Source organism: Bradyrhizobium ottawaense, assembly GCF_900099825.1.
GTDB classification, from domain to species: domain Bacteria; phylum Pseudomonadota; class Alphaproteobacteria; order Rhizobiales; family Xanthobacteraceae; genus Bradyrhizobium; species Bradyrhizobium ottawaense_A.
Map to the genome: position 1 here is coordinate 1,717,842 of NZ_LT629693.1, position 17,528 is coordinate 1,735,369.

A 17,528-nucleotide genomic window follows, 5' to 3' on the forward strand; every position below is an offset into this window, starting at 1 on the left:
GCCTCCCTCAAGCAGGATAACGATTGACGCGGTAGTACTCCTTCACGTCATCGGTCTCCCGATAGCGCGCCTTTCGTTTCTCATCCTCGCTCTCGCTGTCCGCCTGCGCGGATGAGATCAGCGGCGTCGCCAGCGTCGCCCCGGCCCCCACCGTGCCGACGCCGACCTTGCGCAGGAAGTCACGCCGACCGAACTTCGCTTCCTTTTCGTTGCTCATCGCATCTCTCCCGGACTATCCGCCTCAGGTCAGTTCGCGATCGTAAATGCCTCAGCCTCGATTTCCATAAACAGACGGCCGAGCGCGCCGACCGACCGATAGAATCTTGCGTTCTCCGCAGTCTCCATGTCGGCAAACAGACGGCCCATCCACGGCGACACATGTTTCTCGAAGAAGGCGCGCTGCGCGTCCGCCGACGCATCGAACCGCCCCTCGGCAAGGCCCGCCATGATTTCGCACAGTGTCGCCGCGTGATCCTCGGGCTCGAAATTGTCCTCGACGCGCTCGATGCCGAGTGCTGCGAGGTCATCGCGCAGGCGCGACAGTGGACGCGCGTTGAGAAAGCCGGTCAGATAATAGGATGCATAGGGCAACAACTCGCCACGCCCAAGGCCGACGAAGAGATCCGAATATTCGCGTTTGACGTCAGACGCGATGGCCCTCGATGCGGCCTCCGCCACGGCGGCGTGGGCACGTCCAAGTCGCGTCGCATTGTCGGAGAGCCGGGCGATCTGGTCGAGCAATGCCTTCGGCGGTGCCGATGACAGCAAGGCGGCGAGCAGCGCATATTCCTGGCCGCGCGCGGCATCGACGGGATCGTCCGGCATGGCGCTTTCGCCATAGAGATCGGGCCGCAATTCCACGCGCGATACGCCGCTCGCCGTTTCGACGGCAATCACTCGCTGGGCAGGTACTCGGCTCCAGTTCGATACCGACGGCTGCGCAACGCCGATTTTGCGGGCCAGCTGAGCTACACCGCCTGCCGCATCGATAGCACGAGTAAGGCCCGCATCGCGCAACTGGACCTCCCATCCCTGGTGCCAAAGCGCTCATTTTTGAACTATTCAAAGACTAGACCTCGGCGGGGAACCGGTCAATTGATCGCATAGCCTGAGGCTATCGCGTTTGGTCGGGGCTAACGCGGCAACGCACCTCCATGGGTGCGGCGCCCCTTCGTGCCGTCGCTGCTCGCGACTTCGTCGGGCGTTTCCGATTGCACCGCAGCAAGAGCTTCAGGCAATTCGCGGGTCGAAGCTTCATCGGAAGCGCCGTGCGCGGAAATCGCCTCCGGCTGCTGCGGCGGCGTGCGCTCGGAATCGTCCGGTTGTCGGCTGCTGCCCTGCCCGGCCGGTGCATCCACAAGGTTCTCGGCAACGCTGCGCGCGCTGCCGATGACGCGGCCGATCAGGGCCTGAAGTTGCTCCGCTGAGCAATCCAGCGGCCCGAAACCCGGCATCGCATTTGGATCGTTGAAGTCCCACGCGTTCTCCGCGAGGCCTATGAAGTCGCGGATCGCGGGATCGGCGCTCCAGGCGCGGCGAAGCGCCGCACGGCTCAATTCCTGGGGAATGCCCTTGCGCAGGAACGCCGTGATGTCGGTCGCCGCGTCAATCGAATCGATCGGCGGCAGGCTCGCCAGATCCACTGCCTCCGGCGCGGGATCTACCGCCGCAGCCGGCGGCGGTGCTGCAAGCTGCGGCTCGGCCTGCGGGGATGGCAGTGAGGCGTCGGCAGCGCCCCTCGCCTCCCGCTTGCGGCGGGACCAGCGCGCAAGGAATTCCTCGTCGCTCATTCGTGACCACCTTCATGCGTGCGCCGTGCCAGCGCCTCCGGATCGGCGCGGCGCCGCTCGCGTTTGACGAACTCCCGTTCGACGTGGTGCTCGGCAATGAAACTTTCAATCGTTTCGCGCAGCGCTTCCGGCATCGGCACCGCCTCGACCAGATTGGTCCCCGACTCGGTGAACGCCTCGCCTTCCGCCGGATCGGCGGTGACAGCCGAGACCACATAGGGCCAGGCGCCTTCGGAAGGACTTAAGACAATCCAGATGCCGGGGCTGCCGGACGCCATGTTCTCGCGATAACGCTCCGTTTCGGAGCGGTAGAGATCGACCACTGCACGACCGGCATAATATAGCGTCGCCTCGTATTGCTCGCGCAGCACCGTCCACGGCGCCATCTCCGGCTCGTCGGGCAACACGCCGACGCCGCGCCAGACGAAATCGATCCAGGGCGAATCCGCCTTGCGGCGCTCGACCACGACGCCCACCGGAATGCGCAGCAAGGGAACGGCGGCGGGACTCAAGTTGCAGCCTCCAGATGCTTGATCGGCAATCCCGTCAGGAGATTCTGCGGCTTCATCCGCAAGCTTTGATCCGATGAGAGCGCCATGATGAGATATACCGGCTCCTGCCCGACAGCATCGGCGAGCACCGCGGGATCGGAAAAGTCGAGATGGAACAGCGCCAGCAGGCGTCCCGCGGTCCTCTCGTCGAGCGTTTCGCCATGCCAGAGGCGGTCGCCAATACGCGTGCCTTCCGCGTCTAAACCAACATACCAGCTGAGCTTTGCGTCGCGCAATTGGCTCAGAGGCTCGATCACGACCTCGATCCCGAGCAAGTGGGAAACCCAGCGTCTCATCGCCTCGCCGAGCGCTTTCGCGACCCTCCGGCCCTCGCCAAGATCGAGCCCCAGGTCGAAATGATCGCTGCGTTGCCAATAGCTGTCGGCGTTCTCGTCCGACAGGATATCGATTTGGGCCTCATTGGGTGCGTCCAGCATCGACATCAACGACAGCACCGGCGTCGGACTGAGCCCGCCAAGGACTTCCTCATCGCCGAGCAGCAACAAGCGCTCGTGCGGTATGATGCGCTGCGGCCGGAAGAACAATTCGGCCGCGCGCAGCACGAACGGGTCGTCGCAGCCGTCCAGCGCGTTGCGCAGGATCACGTGGACGAGTTGGTTGACGAACAGCGGCGGCAGATGGATGGCACCGGAACGGACCAGCGCAAGATAGGCGGCCTCCAGCGTCGGATGGCGCAGCAGGAGGTCACGAAATGCCAGCACGAATTGCCAGTTCTCCCTGGCATCGGCGTCGGCCATCTCAGCAACTTCCTGCGCGCCGACCGGCCGACGCGGATCGGCGAGCAATTCCCGGTGCAGCCTCAGTTCAATGGCGCAGGCGTCCGCCGGCGGCATCAGTTCGGGACGCGCGAAATAGGCTTTCAGATACTCGTCGGTGACCATCAGCCCGCCGTTCGGATTGCGGTCGAGCAGATGGTGGCCGCAGGATATCCAGAAGTCCTTCATCGGCGCTCCGGCTCCGTGCTCAGGTCAGCAATATTGACGTGTCCGTCAGGCTCGGTGTCGTCTTCAACCTCCATGAACGAGAAGGCCTTGCTGTGTCGCTGCCCTTCGCGCAGTCGCAGCCTGCGGAATGATTCCCGCACCTCGCCGTCACCAGCCGAGCGATGGACCGCAACGAGCGTGCTGACCGGATGGGTGCAGAGCTGCTCCGCAAAGGCGACTTCTTCCTCCGCCGCGAGGCGCGCACTTGCAAGATCCGGCGCGCCGAACCGCTCCATCAGCTGTGTGGACAGAAGTTCCACCAGCGTCCGCCGATCATCCTCCGTGGCGTGCACGATCTGCACCAGGGTCGACCAGCCCCAAGACCGCACGCCGAGAAAGCCGCTGCGAAAGGCCACGCGGTCCTTGCCCGTCAGCATGGCCGGGTCGCGGTCGCAGAAGCGGAACGCGCCCGACACCGCCCATTCGCCGGGTTCGGCGGCCACGTCGAACACGAAAGTGTCGGACGGATCGAGCGCGATGGTGCGCAGCAGCTTCACGGCCACGGTCCTCCTGTCTGTGGATCGAACCAGGAAGGCGTGGCCAGCGCCTTTACGAGCTCGCATCGTTCCGTGTTGCCGGTATCGACGCGATGCAACAGGAGATCGCCGTTGTCATCGATCCGGCGGCTGACCTGCCGCTCACGCGCCGTCCTGCCGAGATATTCGCGCGCCACCGCTTCGAAGCCGTCAGACTGCCAAAGGTCGGTCACCACCATCAGATGCCGGGAAAAGCTTTCCGTCACCTGAACGGCGCCGGCATCGCCAAAGCCCTCCTGCTCCAGCGCGGAGGAAAGCGGATGGATGCCGGGTTCGGCATCGGTCACCGAGACGGTCCGGATCATGGCGCCGAACACCAGCCAGCGCGGCGGCTCATCCTCCGGCGCCGCGGACGGCCAGCCGAGCCGTCCGCCGCCGACGAGACCGCCATCGATACGGATCGCATCCGGCCAGTCGATGGTCACGGGCTTGTTCGGCGGCGCATAGGCGCGGAGCGCATCGGTCAAGGCCACCATGCCGGCGTAGAAGGCGCGGCGCGCGCGGCGCAGGGGCTCGTCGGGTTCGAGCACCACCGCGAACTCGGCAAGGTCAAAGCGCCCGACATAGACCAGCGTGCCGGCTCCGCTCGCGTCTGCGAGGCCGAGCGCATGGTTGAAGGCGTCACCGCTTTCACGCAGCCGCACCAGACGATAGGGCGGCGGCAAAACGAGCGGCCCCGATACGAACGCATGCGTACGCAAAATCGGCGACAGGTGGTCCTCCCATTTCCCTTTCTTCCCTATTTGGAATAAATATACGAGCAGGACGGTCGGCGCGAGTCCGCTCGCCGCCGCTCCGTTAGTCTTTAGGAGTGCGTAGCCAGGCATGGCCCATCCACCAAAGACGATCCTGATGTGCTCGTGCGAGGACACGATGCGACTCGATCCGGCTGCGGTTCAGCGTGGATGCCGCAACAGCGAGATCGCCACGTTCCGCCAGCTCTGTCGCGCCGAACTCGATCAGTTTCGCAACGCGGCAAAGGCGGGGGGATCACTGGCAGTCGGCTGCACCCAAGAGGTCGCGCGCTTCACCGAGGAGGCCGGCGAACGCCCGGAGCGGATCGATTTCGTCAACATTCGGGAAACCGCTGGCTGGTCCAGCGAAGGGAGCGCGGCGGGACCGAAGATGGCGGCGCTGCTTGCCGCCGCGGCCGAGACGGCCCCCGATTTCCCGCTCGTCACGCTCTCGAGCGAGGGCGTGATCCTGATTTATGGCCGCGACGAGCGCGCGATCGAAGCCGGCGGGCTGCTGGCCGATCATCTCGACGTGACCGTGATGATCCGCCGGCCGACGCAGATCGAACCGCCGGCTGCGACCTCGTTCCCGATCGTCCAAGGCACGATCCGCAACGCCCAAGGCCATTTTGGCGCATTCGAACTCACCATCGACGACTTTGCTGCGCCCCGGCCTTCCTCCCGCGACCATTTCGTCTTCGAGGCGCCGCGCAACGGTGCGACCTCGCGCTGCGATCTCGTGCTCGATCTGTCGGGCGATGCACCGATGTTTCCCGCGCATGATCTGCGCGATGGCTATCTGCGGGCCGATCCGCGCGATCCAGCGGCGATGCTGCGCGCCGTGCTGAAGGTGCGCGATCTCGTCGGAAGCTTCGACAAGCCGAAATACATCAACTTCACCACCGAGCTTTGCGCCCATTCACGCTCGAAGCTGATCGGGTGCCACCGCTGTCTCGATCTGTGCCCGACCGGAGCAATCACGCCGGACGGCGATCATGTCAACGTCAACGCCGAAGTCTGCGCCGGATGCGGGCAATGCGCCGCCGCCTGTCCAACCGGGGCAGCCTCCTATGCACTGCCGCCGGCGGATACACAGTTGCACCAACTGCGCGCAATGCTGCTGGCCTATCGCGACGCCGGCGGAGACCGGCCCGTCCTGCTCGTTCATGACCGCCAACACGGCAGTCCGCTGATCGACGCGCTGGCGCGCCATGGCGGGGGTTTGCCTGCAAACGTGCTCCCCTTTGCCGTCAATGAAGTGACGCAGCTTGGGCTCGAAGCCATCGTGGCGGCCTTTGCCCACGGAGCGGCGAGCGTGCGCTTTCTGTTGCGGGCAAAGCCGCTGCACGACCTGACCGGGCTGTCGCAGACCATCGCCACGGCCGATGCCATTCTGGCCGGCCTCGGATTTAACGGGGATCGCGTCGCGACGATCGAGACGGACGATCCCGATGCACTCGATGGGCATTTGCGAACCATTGCGCCATTTGCAACCGTCACTCAACCCGCAACATTCAGGACGGTCGGCAAACGGCGCGATCTGCTGCGATTTGCCTTGAGCGAATTGCACCGCATCGCCCCGAGCCCGACCGACGTGATCGCCCTGCCCGAAGGCGCACCACTTGGCGCCGTCAGCGTCGACACTGACGGCTGCACGCTGTGCCTGTCCTGTGTCTCGGTCTGCCCTACCGGCGCACTGCGCGACGATCCGGAGCGTCCGGTCCTCAAATTCGTCGAGGACGCCTGCGTGCAATGCGGATTGTGTCAGAGTACCTGTCCCGAAAAGGTGATCACGCTCAGGCCGCAGATCGACTTCCGCGCGGCCAGGGCGCCGGCGCAGGTGATCAAGGAGGAGGAGCCCGCACTTTGCGTGCGATGCGGCAAGCCGTTCGGCGTCAGGAGCACGATCAATCGCGTCGCAGCAAAGCTCGAAGGCCGGCACTGGATGTATCCGGCCGGCGACAAACGCCTCGACGCCTTGCGAATGTGCGCCGATTGCCGAGTCATCACGATGAGCGAGCAGCAGTTCGATCCGTTTGCCGGCGTGCCCGAGCGCGCCCCGCCGCGTACGACTGACGACTATTTGCGCCAACGAGACGACAAGAATTAGACTGTTTGCGTTGGCGCGCGACATAGCTCGTCACGTGCGCATGTCCAAACCATGTATTTTCGCCAGGTATCAAATCAAGGAACTTGCCTATGTCTCGTTTCGTTACCGGCCTGATGACGTGCATGATTGCCATGGCCCTCACCATGGGCGCGACATTGACCGCCGCGTCGGCGAGGATGACCAGGACGGAAAAGGTTGCCCTGAAGCAGGCGGTCGTCGCCTGCAAGGCGGAAGCGAAAGGCAAGAAGATCAAGTGGCTCGCGCGCTGGAAATACGTCAACCAGTGCGTCGTGGCGGCGCTCAAGGACCATCCCGGCATGGATATCCAGCGCATGCTCAAGGAGCACCCCAGGATGAGAGATCTTCCGGCCGAACAATGGGACGCATTCTAGATCCGCCTAGTTCGCCGTCGCCCGTGCCAGAAAATCCGTGAGCGCGCGGCGATCTTCGGCCGAGCCGATGCGTTGCTCCGGCATCTTGGTGCCGGGCGTATAGGCATTCGGTCCGATCTCGAACAGCTTTGCAACCGTCTCGGGAGTCCAGATGATATTCATTGTCTTCAACGCATCGGAGAAGCGGTAGCCGGGCAGCGAGGCGATCTTTCGGCCGTACAATCCGGCGAGCGTCGGGCCGGCGCGCCGCGGTTCCTTGTCCGACAGCGTGTGACACGCGATGCAGGCCCTGAACACTTCGGCGCCGTGATCTCCTGCGTAAGCGGCGAGCGGATCTGCCGGCCCGCCAGGCAGGTCGGAGCCGACAGGATCGCCGGTGAGTACATTCCACCGCCGGACTTTCCCGTCAGCGCCACCAGTCAGCAAGGTCTGGCCGTCCGGCACGAAGGCGACCGCCCAGACCGGCAGGCCCGAACCGGCGAGCACGCGCAACAGCGCGCGCGCCTTGCGGTCAACAATGGCCACGGTGCCGCCAATGCCCGCAGCAGCGATCAGCGTTCCATCGTTGGACTTCGCCAATGCCACGACCGGTGTCGGGGCCGCCTGGACTTCGCCACTTTCGATTCCGTCGGGACTCAGCATTCGCAACTTGCCGTCAGCGGCGCCGGTCACGATTTCGCCGTCCGGCGCGACCGCAACCGCGTTTTGCGGCGACGGCAACGCGACGACGACCTGGGGCACTCCCTCCGGCAGTCGCCAAATTCTCAGCGTCAGGTCATAGCCGACGCTCACGACCGATTTCCCGTCCGGCGTGAAAGCAACACCGTTGACGTTTTGCGAATGGCCTTCCATTACGCGCTGCATACCGTCGGCAAGCGACCAGAGCCGTACGGTGTGGTCCCAGGATGCAGAGGCGAGCATCGCGCCGTCGGGCGAGATCGCGAGTGCGGCGACGGGCGCTCGATGCCCCTCCAAAACGTGATCCGGCTGTTGCCGGCCTGTCGTCCAGATTGCAATGCGCCCGTCCGCGCCGGCCGTAACCATCCTCCCGTCCTTCAGGAAAGCAACCGCATTCACCGCATCCGAATGAAAACGAAGCACCTGCTCCGCGGATTCGGTTGCGAGCGACCACCGGATTGCCGCGGTGTCGAAGCTCCCCGACAGGATCGTCTTGCCATCGGCCGAGACCGCAATCGCGCGCACGGGACCGCCGTGGCCCGTCAGTTGCGCTTGAGCGGGCTGCGGCGTCGATATCAGCGACGTGACCACGGCAACCGCGCGGATGGGCAGGACCAGGCGCATGAGCACTCCGAAGCAGCCCGGAGGAGCAATATGCGATTCATTCTGCCCGAAATGGCCGTCAGAACGAAGTCATTGCTCGTCGCGAACCGAGCTATTTGTCCGGAGCGACGACCGTCCTGTTTGATCCTTCCGGTGCGGCTCGCATGCCCGGCGGACTTTGGCCGTGCGGATTTTCGACGGGCGCACCGCCTGATTGCGTGTCAATCGGCTCCGTCCAACCCCTGGCGGCTGCAATTGGCCTTTGTCCTCATGGGAACCGTTCGTCTGCGGCCGGTCGGAGCCGGGCTCGGGCTGGGTTGACTCGATTGTGCGAGTGCGAACCCGGAGCTCGGAAGAACTATCAAAGCTGGAATCGCCCGCGGTCGCACCCAATTTCCCATTCGATTGATCCATCTCAACGAAGGAAGATCCACCCAGTTCCAGGAATTCCAAGTGGCGCCTTGAAACGACGCCCACCTAGTCCTAGGCTGCAGGTGAACATCGAAGGCGATGGGCATGCAAATACGATCCAAGACGTATCTGCAGGTTGTTTCGCGACTACGAGCACTGCGCGTTCTGCTTTCGCGTGGCGAAGATCCGGCGGCCCGAGAAGCGTCGCCGCTACTCACCTACATCGCGGTGGTGCTTGCGCTGCTGTTAGCCATGCTGGAGGTGGATAGTCACAGCATCGAGTTGCAGTCATTGGGGCTGACAGGGGGCGCCTTTCCCGTCGATCCTCTTTTCAAGAGCCCTTAGCCCTGTCCTGCAGTTGTGTGTACTGAAAACCGCATCCGAGTGTGATGCCGCGATGGAATCGCCTAAGCTGGCGGGATGATCGAGCTGACACCAGTACGCTGGTGCCAATGGTTTCGACGGTCGGAAAACGGATGAGGGCCACCTGCTCGCCCTGCATCCTACCGTCAAGCCGGTGCAGATGCTGGCTGATATCATGTTGGATTGCACTGCCCGCGGAGAACTTGTCCTCGACCCATTTCTCGGTAGCGGATCTTCACTGATTGCTGCTGAGCGAGTTGGAGGGAAGCTGCGGGCGATCGAGAGGCCGCGTTCGGATCGGACAGGATGGAAGGCGGCTGCGACGAACGCCCCGATGTTCGCGCACCCCACCGAAGCATTGATATCGCGGTTTCCACTGTGAGGCTAAGCGCCCCCTCTCCGGGCCTGATTCCAAACTGATAGACTCTCTACTTATTCCTTGTCAGAGCTCAAAAATATACAGGTCACTAATTCCAACCCTGATTAGGCTGTTTCCTCCTTGCGCGTATGGTTAGCTGCCGGAAGCGGACCTGAGCGCTGGCGCAAACCGTTCAGAAAACGTGGCCGCTTTGGCGTCCCTAGCTGCAGCAAGCGAGGCTGAGATCAGTGTGTGAAATCCTACAGTGGCGACTGCGAGTAAAACGGCGCCGAATATCAGAGTACGCATATCACTCTCCATCGTGATGATCCGAGGAGAATGGAAGGGCATTGTTTCAGGACCTCTTCATGCGACCGGAAAAACGGTTTCGTTCAACGGGCTGTGATGTAGAGCTAGCGCAAGGCAGGACAAGTCACTCTGGCGGACGCAGGTTTAAGGCGAGGGCGAGCGGTGAATTGGTCAAGGGGCGTCTTACCGAATATGAGGACACGGGAGACCAAATTCGCTACCAGCCCTGGCACGCAGTGGACTTATTCTTCGGTTTCTAGGGCGAGTCTCCAGAAAACGGGAGTTTTCCTGGATTCGGCTGGAGACTTTCGGGAATTTTTGCCCGGTAAAGTGCGAACGCCGGTCTCCAGAGACTTTTGAGAATGAAAAAAGCCCGCATTTGGCGGGCCTTTCTCGTCAAGAAAAGAAAATTCTCCAAAAGCCGGAATGCGTGGCTGGCGACGCAGTACTGATCGCACCGGTCTCCGGCCAATTTCCCTGCAAACAGGGAATTTTTCAGGGAAAAACGCGATCTTGCGGTTCCTCGGAACGATTGCGTGCCGAAAAATGGCTGTGCCGCTTCAGTTTTTCGCGCAATGCCCTAAGCAAATTAACAGGGAAACTATTTCGAAGAACAGGGAACTTCTTGGCAGGAACAGAGAATGTGATCGACCAAATCGCCAGCACATCACAGCCTCGCTTTTTCGCACGAAAACTGACGCCGCTCAGCAGCCTGTGCAAACAGACATCCGATCGGCCGCCTAAATGTCTCTGAAACTTTTCGAAGTAGGTCCAAATCGGGGAGGCGCAACCACCGATACTGACATTCGCTGATGGTGGCTATTTGACGGACTGGTTTCGGGAACAGCGGCGCGGTCCGGGCTTCCCGTCAATGGACCGCGGAGCATTGTCCGCCCGTGTGCGCGCGCGCTTTCCGGCTGGCAACCTCTGCTGGCCAACGGGCACGGTTGATGCTCCCAACAGGTGTGCTGTCAGGCGTCGCATTTGCAGTGACGTCGAAATACACTGCTTCGCTTGCTTCCGGCGAAAGCTGCGAACCAGGCAACAGGGTAAGCCGCGCGACCGTGTGGAAGGGCGCTTCGGCTTCGTTCCACTCGACGCTCGCGTTTTCGATCCAGAAATCGGATTCGTAATGTTTGCCCCAGTATGTCATCGCTTCGGCGTCGAGAAACTGGACCGCAAAATCGAACCCGCTCATCTTGCCGTCGTCCCTGAGGTGTCGGATTAACTCGTCCTGCAGGCCCTTCGGGTTGCCCTTTTGCAATGGCCGCGCCGGATTGTCCGGCAAGGGTATGGCCGAAAACTTCACGACATCGGTCGGTCCGTGACGAAACGGCACGGTACTCCAGTAGCGCAACTGCTGATAAGGCTTGATGGCCTGGCGTGCCTGCATTTCCGCCAAAGCGAGCGTCCTCACCACTCTCAGCTTGTCCCGAAACGGCAGCGACCACAGACCGAGGACTGGATTTGCGGCCGTCAACACACTGATGGTCGCCACAAAAGCGGGCGAGTCGTTGATAGGCAGGGTCGTTGCATTTTGCATCGAGAAATCTTGCCGACTAGGCTTTGCGTCAGGACCTTTGGGACCTTCCCGAGCAAGCTCGACCGAGAAAGACAACGACCTTACGTCGGGCTTGAAGTCCGAGTTTACACTGGCGTCCGCGTTGGCAAATCGCACCACCGCGGCATAAACGCCAGGCTTTGCGAAAATTCCCTGCGCAAGCCGCCTCGCCAGCGCAGCCTCGCGTCCGTCAGTTGCGTCAAACACTTCGAATTGGGCTCGGGCGCAGACACCCTTTGCATGGGTTCCGCGACACAGCGATCTCTGCTGTTTCGCGGCGGCATTCGCCTGCATCAGGAGAGATTTCTCGACAATCGCCTCGATGTCGGCCTTTTCGCGCGCGGGGTCCCGATCCGCATCGCTCTCGGTCACGCCGAACCACCTGGTCAGGAACACCATTGGAAGTCTCCCACGAGATGCCGGTTCATGGGCCTTAGCCCAACCCGGCGATAAACTTGATCGCGGTGACGCTTGGCAGAAAGCAGTACGCAGCGGCTTTCGTCGCAACGAAGCTTGAGAATCCCGTGAGCTTGATTGGCGGCGCGCCCTCCGCCTGCGGAATGACGAAAATGCTCTCCGCCGGGTCTTGGGTACCGATCAACGGGTCTTTGGATTTGGGAGCAAGCCTGACTGCCCCGGCAAACTCACTATCGTTGACCCAGTTTCCGAGCACGAATTCATACTGGTTCTCGATGCTGGAGTTGATGAAATAGCCAAGCAGTCCCCGCTCGATGCCGTCGTAGGGTTGCGACGGATCATAGGCTGGGCCGTATGGCAGGCCGCGGCGGATCAACCGGTGGGTATTGTTGCTGCCGCCGGGTTGACCCTGGCCCGTGACCGGCTGGCCTCGTGGATTGATGCGGCGCATGTGCGCGCCGACCGGGCAGCGCAGACCCCTGGGATCGCCAGAACCGTCCGCGTTCACATATTCGAAGTCGTTCAACTGCTCCGGTGGAATCCCGCCCGGGGGGCTGTCGGTTTCCGGTGACAACATGAGAGGAACGCCGTTGCGCCAGCGTCCGCAGATCTTGGCGGCAAGCCGCTCGGGATCGATCTTGTCCTTGTTCGATTGAAGGTAGTTCTCGAATTTGACGACGTCCGTCTCGATCATCTTGAAGACGGCAAAGCTGCCGTTCAATCCGAACTCACGGGGTTCCGGCACGAAATAATTCTCGGCTTCGTCCCGCAGCACGAACAGCCAGGGTTCGCAGGGCTGTTGACGATCAGGCGGATATCGCTCCGGCCCTCCGCGAATGGTGGTCATGCTGATGCCGTCGGTGTAACCGAAGTGAACCTTGAACGTAGGAACGGGCTCGCCGTCCCTCATTTCCATCAACGCCATCCCGTCGCCGCGCCAGATCTCCCGAAAGGCGCCGCCTTCGGCAAACAGAGCAACCAGCCGATCGCTGTAACTTGCCATCGCCTGTGGACTCATGGCGTGCAGCGTCACGAGAACGTGGTCGCTTCCCTTGCCGAATCCGCCGATCCAGTGCTGCGGGTCGTTCTCGCCGGTATCGCCAACCAGTTTCGCGCGTTCGGCGGCGCCGGCGACGAATGCGCCAAACGATTTGAACGAGAGGCTCGGGACGCGCTGCTTGATTTCCAACGCGGCCAGCCCTGGCCATGTGATGCCGAGGTTCAGGCAATAGTCGGGCTTGCGGCGTGGTGCGTCAGCGGGATTGTCGCCCGGTCCCGGCTCGAACCCGACGTGCCAATCTTCCGCGGTGGTGATTTGCGGCGCGTCGGTTTCGTTGCCACTGACGAACCGTCCGAGCAACTTTCGCGCCGCCGCGGGAACGCCGACCGTCAATAGGAAATGCCGCACCATCGGCATCTTGTAACCACGCAGGATAAAGCCTTGAATATCACCGAGCTCGAGTAGTTGCTCTGAACCGGATCGGGAGCGGGAATCGCTTCGAGGCGCTTCGTGCTTCACGCGCCCGAACAGACCGCGGAAGAAGCCTCCGCTTTCCTTCCCAGCTGGTGCTCCGGCCTCGTTGTCCTCGCTCACTCGGCGCCGCCTTTCATGATCAGGCCGAGACGGATTGCGGCTTGCTGTCGGCGATCAGGGCATGGATGTCCTGAACCGACAGGCCTGGATAGGCCTGATAGAAACCGATCGGAGCGCGGTTTGCGCCCGCCGCAAAGTCGATGAATTCCTGCAAGTGCTTTCGGCAAGGCGACGGCGGCGGGTTCTTCGTGAACTTGAAAATCAGATCGAAGACCTCGCCTATGTTCTTGGTGAAGTCGGCGATGTATTTGTCGAACGAGCCGTCGTAGACGGTGAAGAAACCGATCTGGTTGTCCTCCAGTGGAACGAACTGGGCGAAATGCGGCGTTCCGACCTTGTCCAGATCCTTTGTCGTGCCGCTGCCGCGAATGCGCAGGATCAACTTGACCTCGATAAAGGCAAGCTTCGATTTTATGGGCAGTATTACCAGGAACGGATTTAATTCGCCGCCGCCCGTGACGTCAGCAGCGGAAGCCAGCGCCTTGATGTCCTTGGTAGATACAGAAGGATAAGCGCTGTAGAGATTGACGGCGTCGATCAGTTGGGAGGCTGTCCATTCGACAAAGCGATCTACGTTGTCAGCGACCGGGCTGGACGGTGGATTTTCGACGTGCTGGAAAATGGCGTCGAATACCGGTCCCGCCTGCCTGGCGAGATCGGCCATGAGCTGACCGAACTCGCCGTCGAAGTCGCCAAGAAACAGCAGGGTCTTTTCGCTCAGCACGGTAAAGCGTGAGTAATGAACCGTGCCGATCGCGTCGTTCGCCCGAAACAGCCCCGGCATCAGGGGTGGAAGTTGTTGCGCGAGCAACTTCGCATGAACCGGCGACTTCAGGGGAAAGCTGAGGGTGAAGTGGTTCTGGCTCATGACGAAACTCCCCTCCTGCTCACGGGATCATGCCGCAATCGTACATCTTGTTCAGAACGGGGGCGGCGATCTTGTTGATGAAGAAAACTCGCGCTTGCGAGTCGTTGCGGAGAAATTGGATGGCTTCCTTCTCCTTGTCCGTCCGCGGATCCTTCTTTTGCGCCTTCAGTTCATCGCAGGTTGCCGTCTGGTACTTCTTGATCACCTTGTCCGCCGCAAAGTCCAAAAGCATGCCCTGAGCCGACGCTGCGCGTGCGCCGATCAAGGCTGAAATCAGCACGGCTGCACATATTGATTTGTTCACGTCGAGCCTCCTGTCAAGTTAAGCGGGGTCAGATCTGCTTGAGGATCATGGAATGATGTCGCATTCGAACATCTTGTTCAGAACCGGTGCCGCGATCTTGTCGATGAAGGCTACCCGTGCCTTCGGATCGTCGCGCAGCAAATCCAGCCCTATCTTTTCTTTCTCCGATGGCGGCTCGTTCTTCTGCGCCTTGAGCTGGTCGCAAGTCGCCGCCTCAAACTTCTTGATCACCTTGTCGGCCGCGGCGTCCACGAGTAGGCCTTGGGCAGCCGCGGCGCCCGCGACGACCATGACTGAAGCAAATACTGCCGTACCGATTGATCTGTTCATGTCGCGCTCCTCATGATGCTGAATGGTTCAGGCGTCCTGAAAGTCGCCGATGCATTCCCGGTGACGCCGCATTTCCGGCCGGCACCTGCTTGTCAGGCCGCTCCTAGTCGTGCGCTCGGGCGGTCGCTTCTCGCACCTTCATCTCGTCCGCAGCGGTGAGCTGGGTCGGTCCGAGGTTGAACTTCACGTTGTTGATCTTGCCGTTGAAGCGGAACGGCACCTGATAGTCGAGGTCGTTCACCCCGGTGCGGGTATCGATCCCGACGTCGAAGGTCTCGTCCGCCGGCAGCAAGAACGGAATCGTCTTTGGCACCTGCAACGTGCGAACCTCGTTGCCATCGACCTTCAGCACGCCGGTGCCGCCCTTCGCGATCCCGGGACCATCATATTTGAAGTCGAACACGATCGTGTGCTTGCCTGCACCGATTGGCTGATCGGCTGCCCATCGGGCCTGCAACAGCGCCAGCATGTTGTAGTTGAACACGGGCACGCCCTTGAGCAGGTACAGCCCATAGCCGCCCCAGCGTCCGCCCTCGGTGACGATCATGCCGTCGCCACTTGCCGGGACCTCGACCTCGGCGGTAATCGTGAACGACCGGTTCAGGATATGCGGTGCGTTTCCGTCGGGAATTCCGGGCATCTCACCCGAATAGGTGAAGACGGTCTGTCCCGCGGTGGCACTCGGCCGCGGCGCGATCGCCCGTGCGAACTGCGCGTTGTCCAGCGGAAGCACGTTGTATTTGCCCGCCTCCTGCAGAAATAGCCCCTGCATTTGCTTCAGCTTGTCAGGCATTTTCGCCGCGAGATCGTTGGCCTGGGAGTAGTCGGCGGAAAGGTTATACAACTCCCATTTGTAATCGTTGATGGGGGGCAAGGGCGCGTTCAAGATCCACGGCCCATGCGGCGGCGTCGTGTTGGCGTACCAACCTTCGTTGTAGATCCCGCGATTGGCGCCCATCTCAAAATATTGAGTCTTGCGTGCCGAGGCCGCCGTGGTGTTCGCCTTGTCGAAGGTATAGGCCATGCTTACGCCTTCGATTGGGCTTTGCTTGATGCCGTTGACCGTCTGCGGCGCTTTGATACCCGTGGCTTCGAGGATCGTCGGCACGATGTCGATCATGTGGTGGAACTGGCTGCGGATGCCGCCGGTGTCCTTGATACGGGCGGGCCACGAGATCGCCAGGCCTTGCCGCGTGCCGCCAAAGTGCGACGCCACCTGCTTGGTCCACTTGAACGGCGTGTCGAACGCCCACGACCATGCGACCGCCATGTGCGGATAGGTCGCCGCCGAACCCCAGGTGTCGTAAAACTGGAGTTGCTCTTCCACCGGAACCTTCAAAATGCCGTTGTAGGCGGTGTACTGGTTGGGCGTGCCGAGCAGCGTGCCTTCGGGGCTGGTGCCATTGTCGCCGTCGATGTAGATGATCAGCGTGTTGTCGAGCTTGCCCATATCCTCGACCGCCTGGATGACGCGGCCGATCTCGTAGTCGGTATAGGCTGTGTAGCCCGCGTAGACCTCGGCCTGGCGAGCAAAGAGCTTCTTTTCATCGGCCGAAAGCGTTTCCCATTTCGGCAGGTCGTCCGGCCACGCAGTCAGCTCCGTATTCGCGGGAATGACCCCCAACCGCTTCTGATTGGCGAAAATCTGTTCGCGCATGGCATTCCAGCCCATGTCGAACTTGCCCTTGAACTTGTCGATCCATTCCTTCTTCGGCTGGTGCGGCGAGTGGCTGCCGCCCGGAACGTAGTAGACAAAGAACGGTTGCTCCGGCGATGCAGCGTTGAGATTTCTCATATGCCCGATCGCCTCGTCCGCCATGTCGGTGATGAGGTTGTAATCGGGCTTTCCGATCCACGGGAAAATCTGGGTGTGATCGCGGAAAAGATAAGGCGTCCATTGGTCGGTCTCGCCGCCCATGAAGCCATAGAAATACTCAAAACCCATCCCCGACGGCCATTGATCGAACGGGCCTGCCACGCTGTACTGGAAGCCCGGCGTGTTGTGGTTCTTGCCGAACCACGAGGTCGCATAGCCGTTGCCTTTGAGGATCGTGCCGACGGTTGCCTTGTCGGGAGTGATAATCGAGTCGTAGCCCGGAAAACCCGTCGACAGCTCCGCGATCACGCCAAAACCTGCCGAGTGATGGTTGCGCCCGGTGATCAGCGCCGCCCGGGTCGGCGAGCATAGCGCGGTGGAGCAGAACTGCGTATAACGCAACCCCGCCTTTGCGACGCGATCCAGCGCCGGCGTCGGGATCACACCCCCGAAGGTACCACTCACGCCGTAACCCTGATCGTCGGTCATAATCAGCAGCACGTTGGGCGCGCCCTTGGGCGGCACCACGCGCGGCGGCCACCACGACTTGGAATCCTTGGCAGTCTCCTTGATCACTCCACCGAATTTCGGCGGTGGCGGCGGCAGTTGTTTGCCGTCGATTGTTGTGGTCGCGCTGGGCGAACCGGGCACGCCGTTGATCTGTTGGGCCATCACTCCGGGCAAATAACTTGTTCCGAGAAGAAAGCCCAATGAAAGGGCCGTCGTGATCTTCATGGCAACGTCTCCCTGATGACGATCAACTGCAACCACGCGATGAGCGACCTGATTTCTTCCCTGC

General features: G+C 61.7%; 18 protein-coding genes. 4 read left to right on the forward strand and 14 right to left on the reverse strand.

Annotated features, from left to right (window positions below; genetic code table 11):
* Nucleotides 1-7: 7 nt before the first annotated feature.
* From BLR13_RS08035 to BLR13_RS08065, 7 genes are all read right to left on the reverse strand, one after another.
* A complete protein-coding gene (locus tag BLR13_RS08035) occupies nucleotides 8-217 on the reverse strand; it encodes a twin-arginine translocation signal domain-containing protein (RefSeq protein WP_074825672.1) in 210 nt (69 codons plus the stop codon).
* 29 nt (nucleotides 218-246) lie between these two features.
* Nucleotides 247-1,017 carry a molecular chaperone TorD family protein gene (locus tag BLR13_RS08040; RefSeq protein WP_074825670.1) on the reverse strand — a complete coding sequence of 257 codons (771 nt, stop codon included), beginning with the start codon at nucleotides 1,015-1,017 and terminating at the stop codon, nucleotides 247-249.
* Between the two features lie 116 nt (nucleotides 1,018-1,133).
* Entirely contained in the window at nucleotides 1,134-1,790 is a 657-nt protein-coding gene (locus BLR13_RS08045; protein WP_074825668.1) for a DUF3306 domain-containing protein, read from the reverse strand.
* A complete protein-coding gene (locus BLR13_RS08050) occupies nucleotides 1,787-2,302 on the reverse strand; it encodes a DUF3305 domain-containing protein (protein ID WP_074825666.1) in 516 nt (171 codons plus the stop codon). The genes BLR13_RS08045 and BLR13_RS08050 overlap by 4 nt, the downstream gene beginning before the upstream one ends.
* Nucleotides 2,299-3,306, reverse strand: coding sequence for a DUF6352 family protein (locus tag BLR13_RS08055; protein WP_074825665.1), 1,008 nt, complete (start codon nucleotides 3,304-3,306; stop codon nucleotides 2,299-2,301). The genes BLR13_RS08050 and BLR13_RS08055 overlap by 4 nt, the downstream gene beginning before the upstream one ends.
* On the reverse strand, nucleotides 3,303-3,842 hold the full coding sequence (locus BLR13_RS08060) for a DUF6505 family protein (protein WP_074831785.1): 540 nt from the start codon (nucleotides 3,840-3,842) through the stop codon (nucleotides 3,303-3,305). Before BLR13_RS08060 ends, BLR13_RS08055 begins: the two co-directional genes overlap by 4 nt.
* Nucleotides 3,839-4,546, reverse strand: a complete 708-nt coding sequence (locus BLR13_RS08065; RefSeq protein ID WP_074831784.1) for a biotin/lipoate--protein ligase family protein — start codon at nucleotides 4,544-4,546, stop codon at nucleotides 3,839-3,841. Before BLR13_RS08065 ends, BLR13_RS08060 begins: the two co-directional genes overlap by 4 nt.
* Before the next feature lie 208 nt (nucleotides 4,547-4,754).
* Between BLR13_RS08065 and BLR13_RS08070 the strand changes: the two genes are divergently transcribed.
* Nucleotides 4,755-6,725, forward strand: coding sequence for a 4Fe-4S binding protein (locus tag BLR13_RS08070; RefSeq protein ID WP_074831782.1), 1,971 nt, complete (start codon nucleotides 4,755-4,757; stop codon nucleotides 6,723-6,725).
* An 89-nt stretch (nucleotides 6,726-6,814) separates the two neighbouring features.
* Complete coding sequence (locus BLR13_RS08075) at nucleotides 6,815-7,117, forward strand: hypothetical protein (protein ID WP_244525119.1); 303 nt, start codon at nucleotides 6,815-6,817, stop codon at nucleotides 7,115-7,117.
* A 6-nt stretch (nucleotides 7,118-7,123) separates the two neighbouring features.
* Here BLR13_RS08075 and BLR13_RS08080 read toward each other — a convergent pair whose 3' ends face one another.
* Nucleotides 7,124-8,419: a c-type cytochrome gene (locus BLR13_RS08080; protein ID WP_074825663.1), complete on the reverse strand. Its 1,296-nt coding sequence runs from the start codon at nucleotides 8,417-8,419 to the stop codon at nucleotides 7,124-7,126.
* A gap of 495 nt (nucleotides 8,420-8,914) precedes the next feature.
* On the opposite strand from BLR13_RS08080, the gene BLR13_RS08085 reads away from it, so the two are divergent.
* Together BLR13_RS08085 and BLR13_RS08090 are read left to right on the forward strand one after the other, a co-directional pair.
* Nucleotides 8,915-9,154 carry a hypothetical protein gene (locus tag BLR13_RS08085; protein WP_074831779.1) on the forward strand — a complete coding sequence of 80 codons (240 nt, stop codon included), beginning with the start codon at nucleotides 8,915-8,917 and terminating at the stop codon, nucleotides 9,152-9,154.
* A gap of 142 nt (nucleotides 9,155-9,296) precedes the next feature.
* Nucleotides 9,297-9,554: a DNA methyltransferase gene (locus BLR13_RS08090; RefSeq protein ID WP_079586524.1), complete on the forward strand. Its 258-nt coding sequence runs from the start codon at nucleotides 9,297-9,299 to the stop codon at nucleotides 9,552-9,554.
* Nucleotides 9,555-10,707: 1,153 nt separating this feature from the next.
* Here the strand turns inward: BLR13_RS08090 and BLR13_RS08100 are convergent.
* The 6 genes from BLR13_RS08100 to BLR13_RS08125 all read right to left on the reverse strand — a co-directional run bounded on the left by BLR13_RS08100 (nucleotide 10,708) and on the right by BLR13_RS08125 (nucleotide 17,464).
* Nucleotides 10,708-11,799, reverse strand: coding sequence for a hypothetical protein (locus tag BLR13_RS08100; RefSeq protein ID WP_074825657.1), 1,092 nt, complete (start codon nucleotides 11,797-11,799; stop codon nucleotides 10,708-10,710).
* Between the two features lie 34 nt (nucleotides 11,800-11,833).
* A complete protein-coding gene (locus BLR13_RS08105) occupies nucleotides 11,834-13,228 on the reverse strand; it encodes a Dyp-type peroxidase (protein WP_083387628.1) in 1,395 nt (464 codons plus the stop codon).
* 202 nt (nucleotides 13,229-13,430) lie between these two features.
* Nucleotides 13,431-14,279, reverse strand: coding sequence for a hypothetical protein (locus BLR13_RS08110; RefSeq protein ID WP_074825656.1), 849 nt, complete (start codon nucleotides 14,277-14,279; stop codon nucleotides 13,431-13,433).
* A 19-nt stretch (nucleotides 14,280-14,298) separates the two neighbouring features.
* A complete protein-coding gene (locus BLR13_RS08115) occupies nucleotides 14,299-14,544 on the reverse strand; it encodes a hypothetical protein (protein ID WP_143039778.1) in 246 nt (81 codons plus the stop codon).
* Between the two features lie 84 nt (nucleotides 14,545-14,628).
* Nucleotides 14,629-14,913 (reverse strand): hypothetical protein, encoded by a 285-nt coding sequence (locus BLR13_RS08120; RefSeq protein ID WP_074825653.1) that lies wholly within the window; start codon nucleotides 14,911-14,913, stop codon nucleotides 14,629-14,631.
* A 103-nt stretch (nucleotides 14,914-15,016) separates the two neighbouring features.
* Nucleotides 15,017-17,464: an arylsulfatase gene (locus BLR13_RS08125; protein WP_079586520.1), complete on the reverse strand. Its 2,448-nt coding sequence runs from the start codon at nucleotides 17,462-17,464 to the stop codon at nucleotides 15,017-15,019.
* Nucleotides 17,465-17,528 lie beyond the last annotated feature (64 nt).

What these genes read in the sequence shown, in the direction of transcription:
- BLR13_RS08125 (WP_079586520.1), bottom strand. Translation starts at nt 17,464, where the DNA reads ATGAAGATCACGACGGCCCTTTCATTGGGCTTTCTTCTCGGAACAAGT.
- BLR13_RS08075 (WP_244525119.1), top strand. Translation starts at nt 6,815, where the DNA reads ATGTCTCGTTTCGTTACCGGCCTGATGACGTGCATGATTGCCATGGCC.
- BLR13_RS08080 (WP_074825663.1), bottom strand. Translation starts at nt 8,419, where the DNA reads ATGCGCCTGGTCCTGCCCATCCGCGCGGTTGCCGTGGTCACGTCGCTG.
- BLR13_RS08110 (WP_074825656.1), bottom strand. Translation starts at nt 14,279, where the DNA reads ATGAGCCAGAACCACTTCACCCTCAGCTTTCCCCTGAAGTCGCCGGTT.
- BLR13_RS08035 (WP_074825672.1), bottom strand. Translation starts at nt 217, where the DNA reads ATGAGCAACGAAAAGGAAGCGAAGTTCGGTCGGCGTGACTTCCTGCGC.
- BLR13_RS08105 (WP_083387628.1), bottom strand. Translation starts at nt 13,228, where the DNA reads ATGGTGCGGCATTTCCTATTGACGGTCGGCGTTCCCGCGGCGGCGCGA.
- BLR13_RS08120 (WP_074825653.1), bottom strand. Translation starts at nt 14,913, where the DNA reads ATGAACAGATCAATCGGTACGGCAGTATTTGCTTCAGTCATGGTCGTC.
- BLR13_RS08045 (WP_074825668.1), bottom strand. Translation starts at nt 1,790, where the DNA reads ATGAGCGACGAGGAATTCCTTGCGCGCTGGTCCCGCCGCAAGCGGGAG.
- BLR13_RS08085 (WP_074831779.1), top strand. Translation starts at nt 8,915, where the DNA reads ATGCAAATACGATCCAAGACGTATCTGCAGGTTGTTTCGCGACTACGA.
- BLR13_RS08055 (WP_074825665.1), bottom strand. Translation starts at nt 3,306, where the DNA reads ATGAAGGACTTCTGGATATCCTGCGGCCACCATCTGCTCGACCGCAAT.
- BLR13_RS08100 (WP_074825657.1), bottom strand. Translation starts at nt 11,799, where the DNA reads ATGGTGTTCCTGACCAGGTGGTTCGGCGTGACCGAGAGCGATGCGGAT.
- BLR13_RS08070 (WP_074831782.1), top strand. Translation starts at nt 4,755, where the DNA reads ATGCGACTCGATCCGGCTGCGGTTCAGCGTGGATGCCGCAACAGCGAG.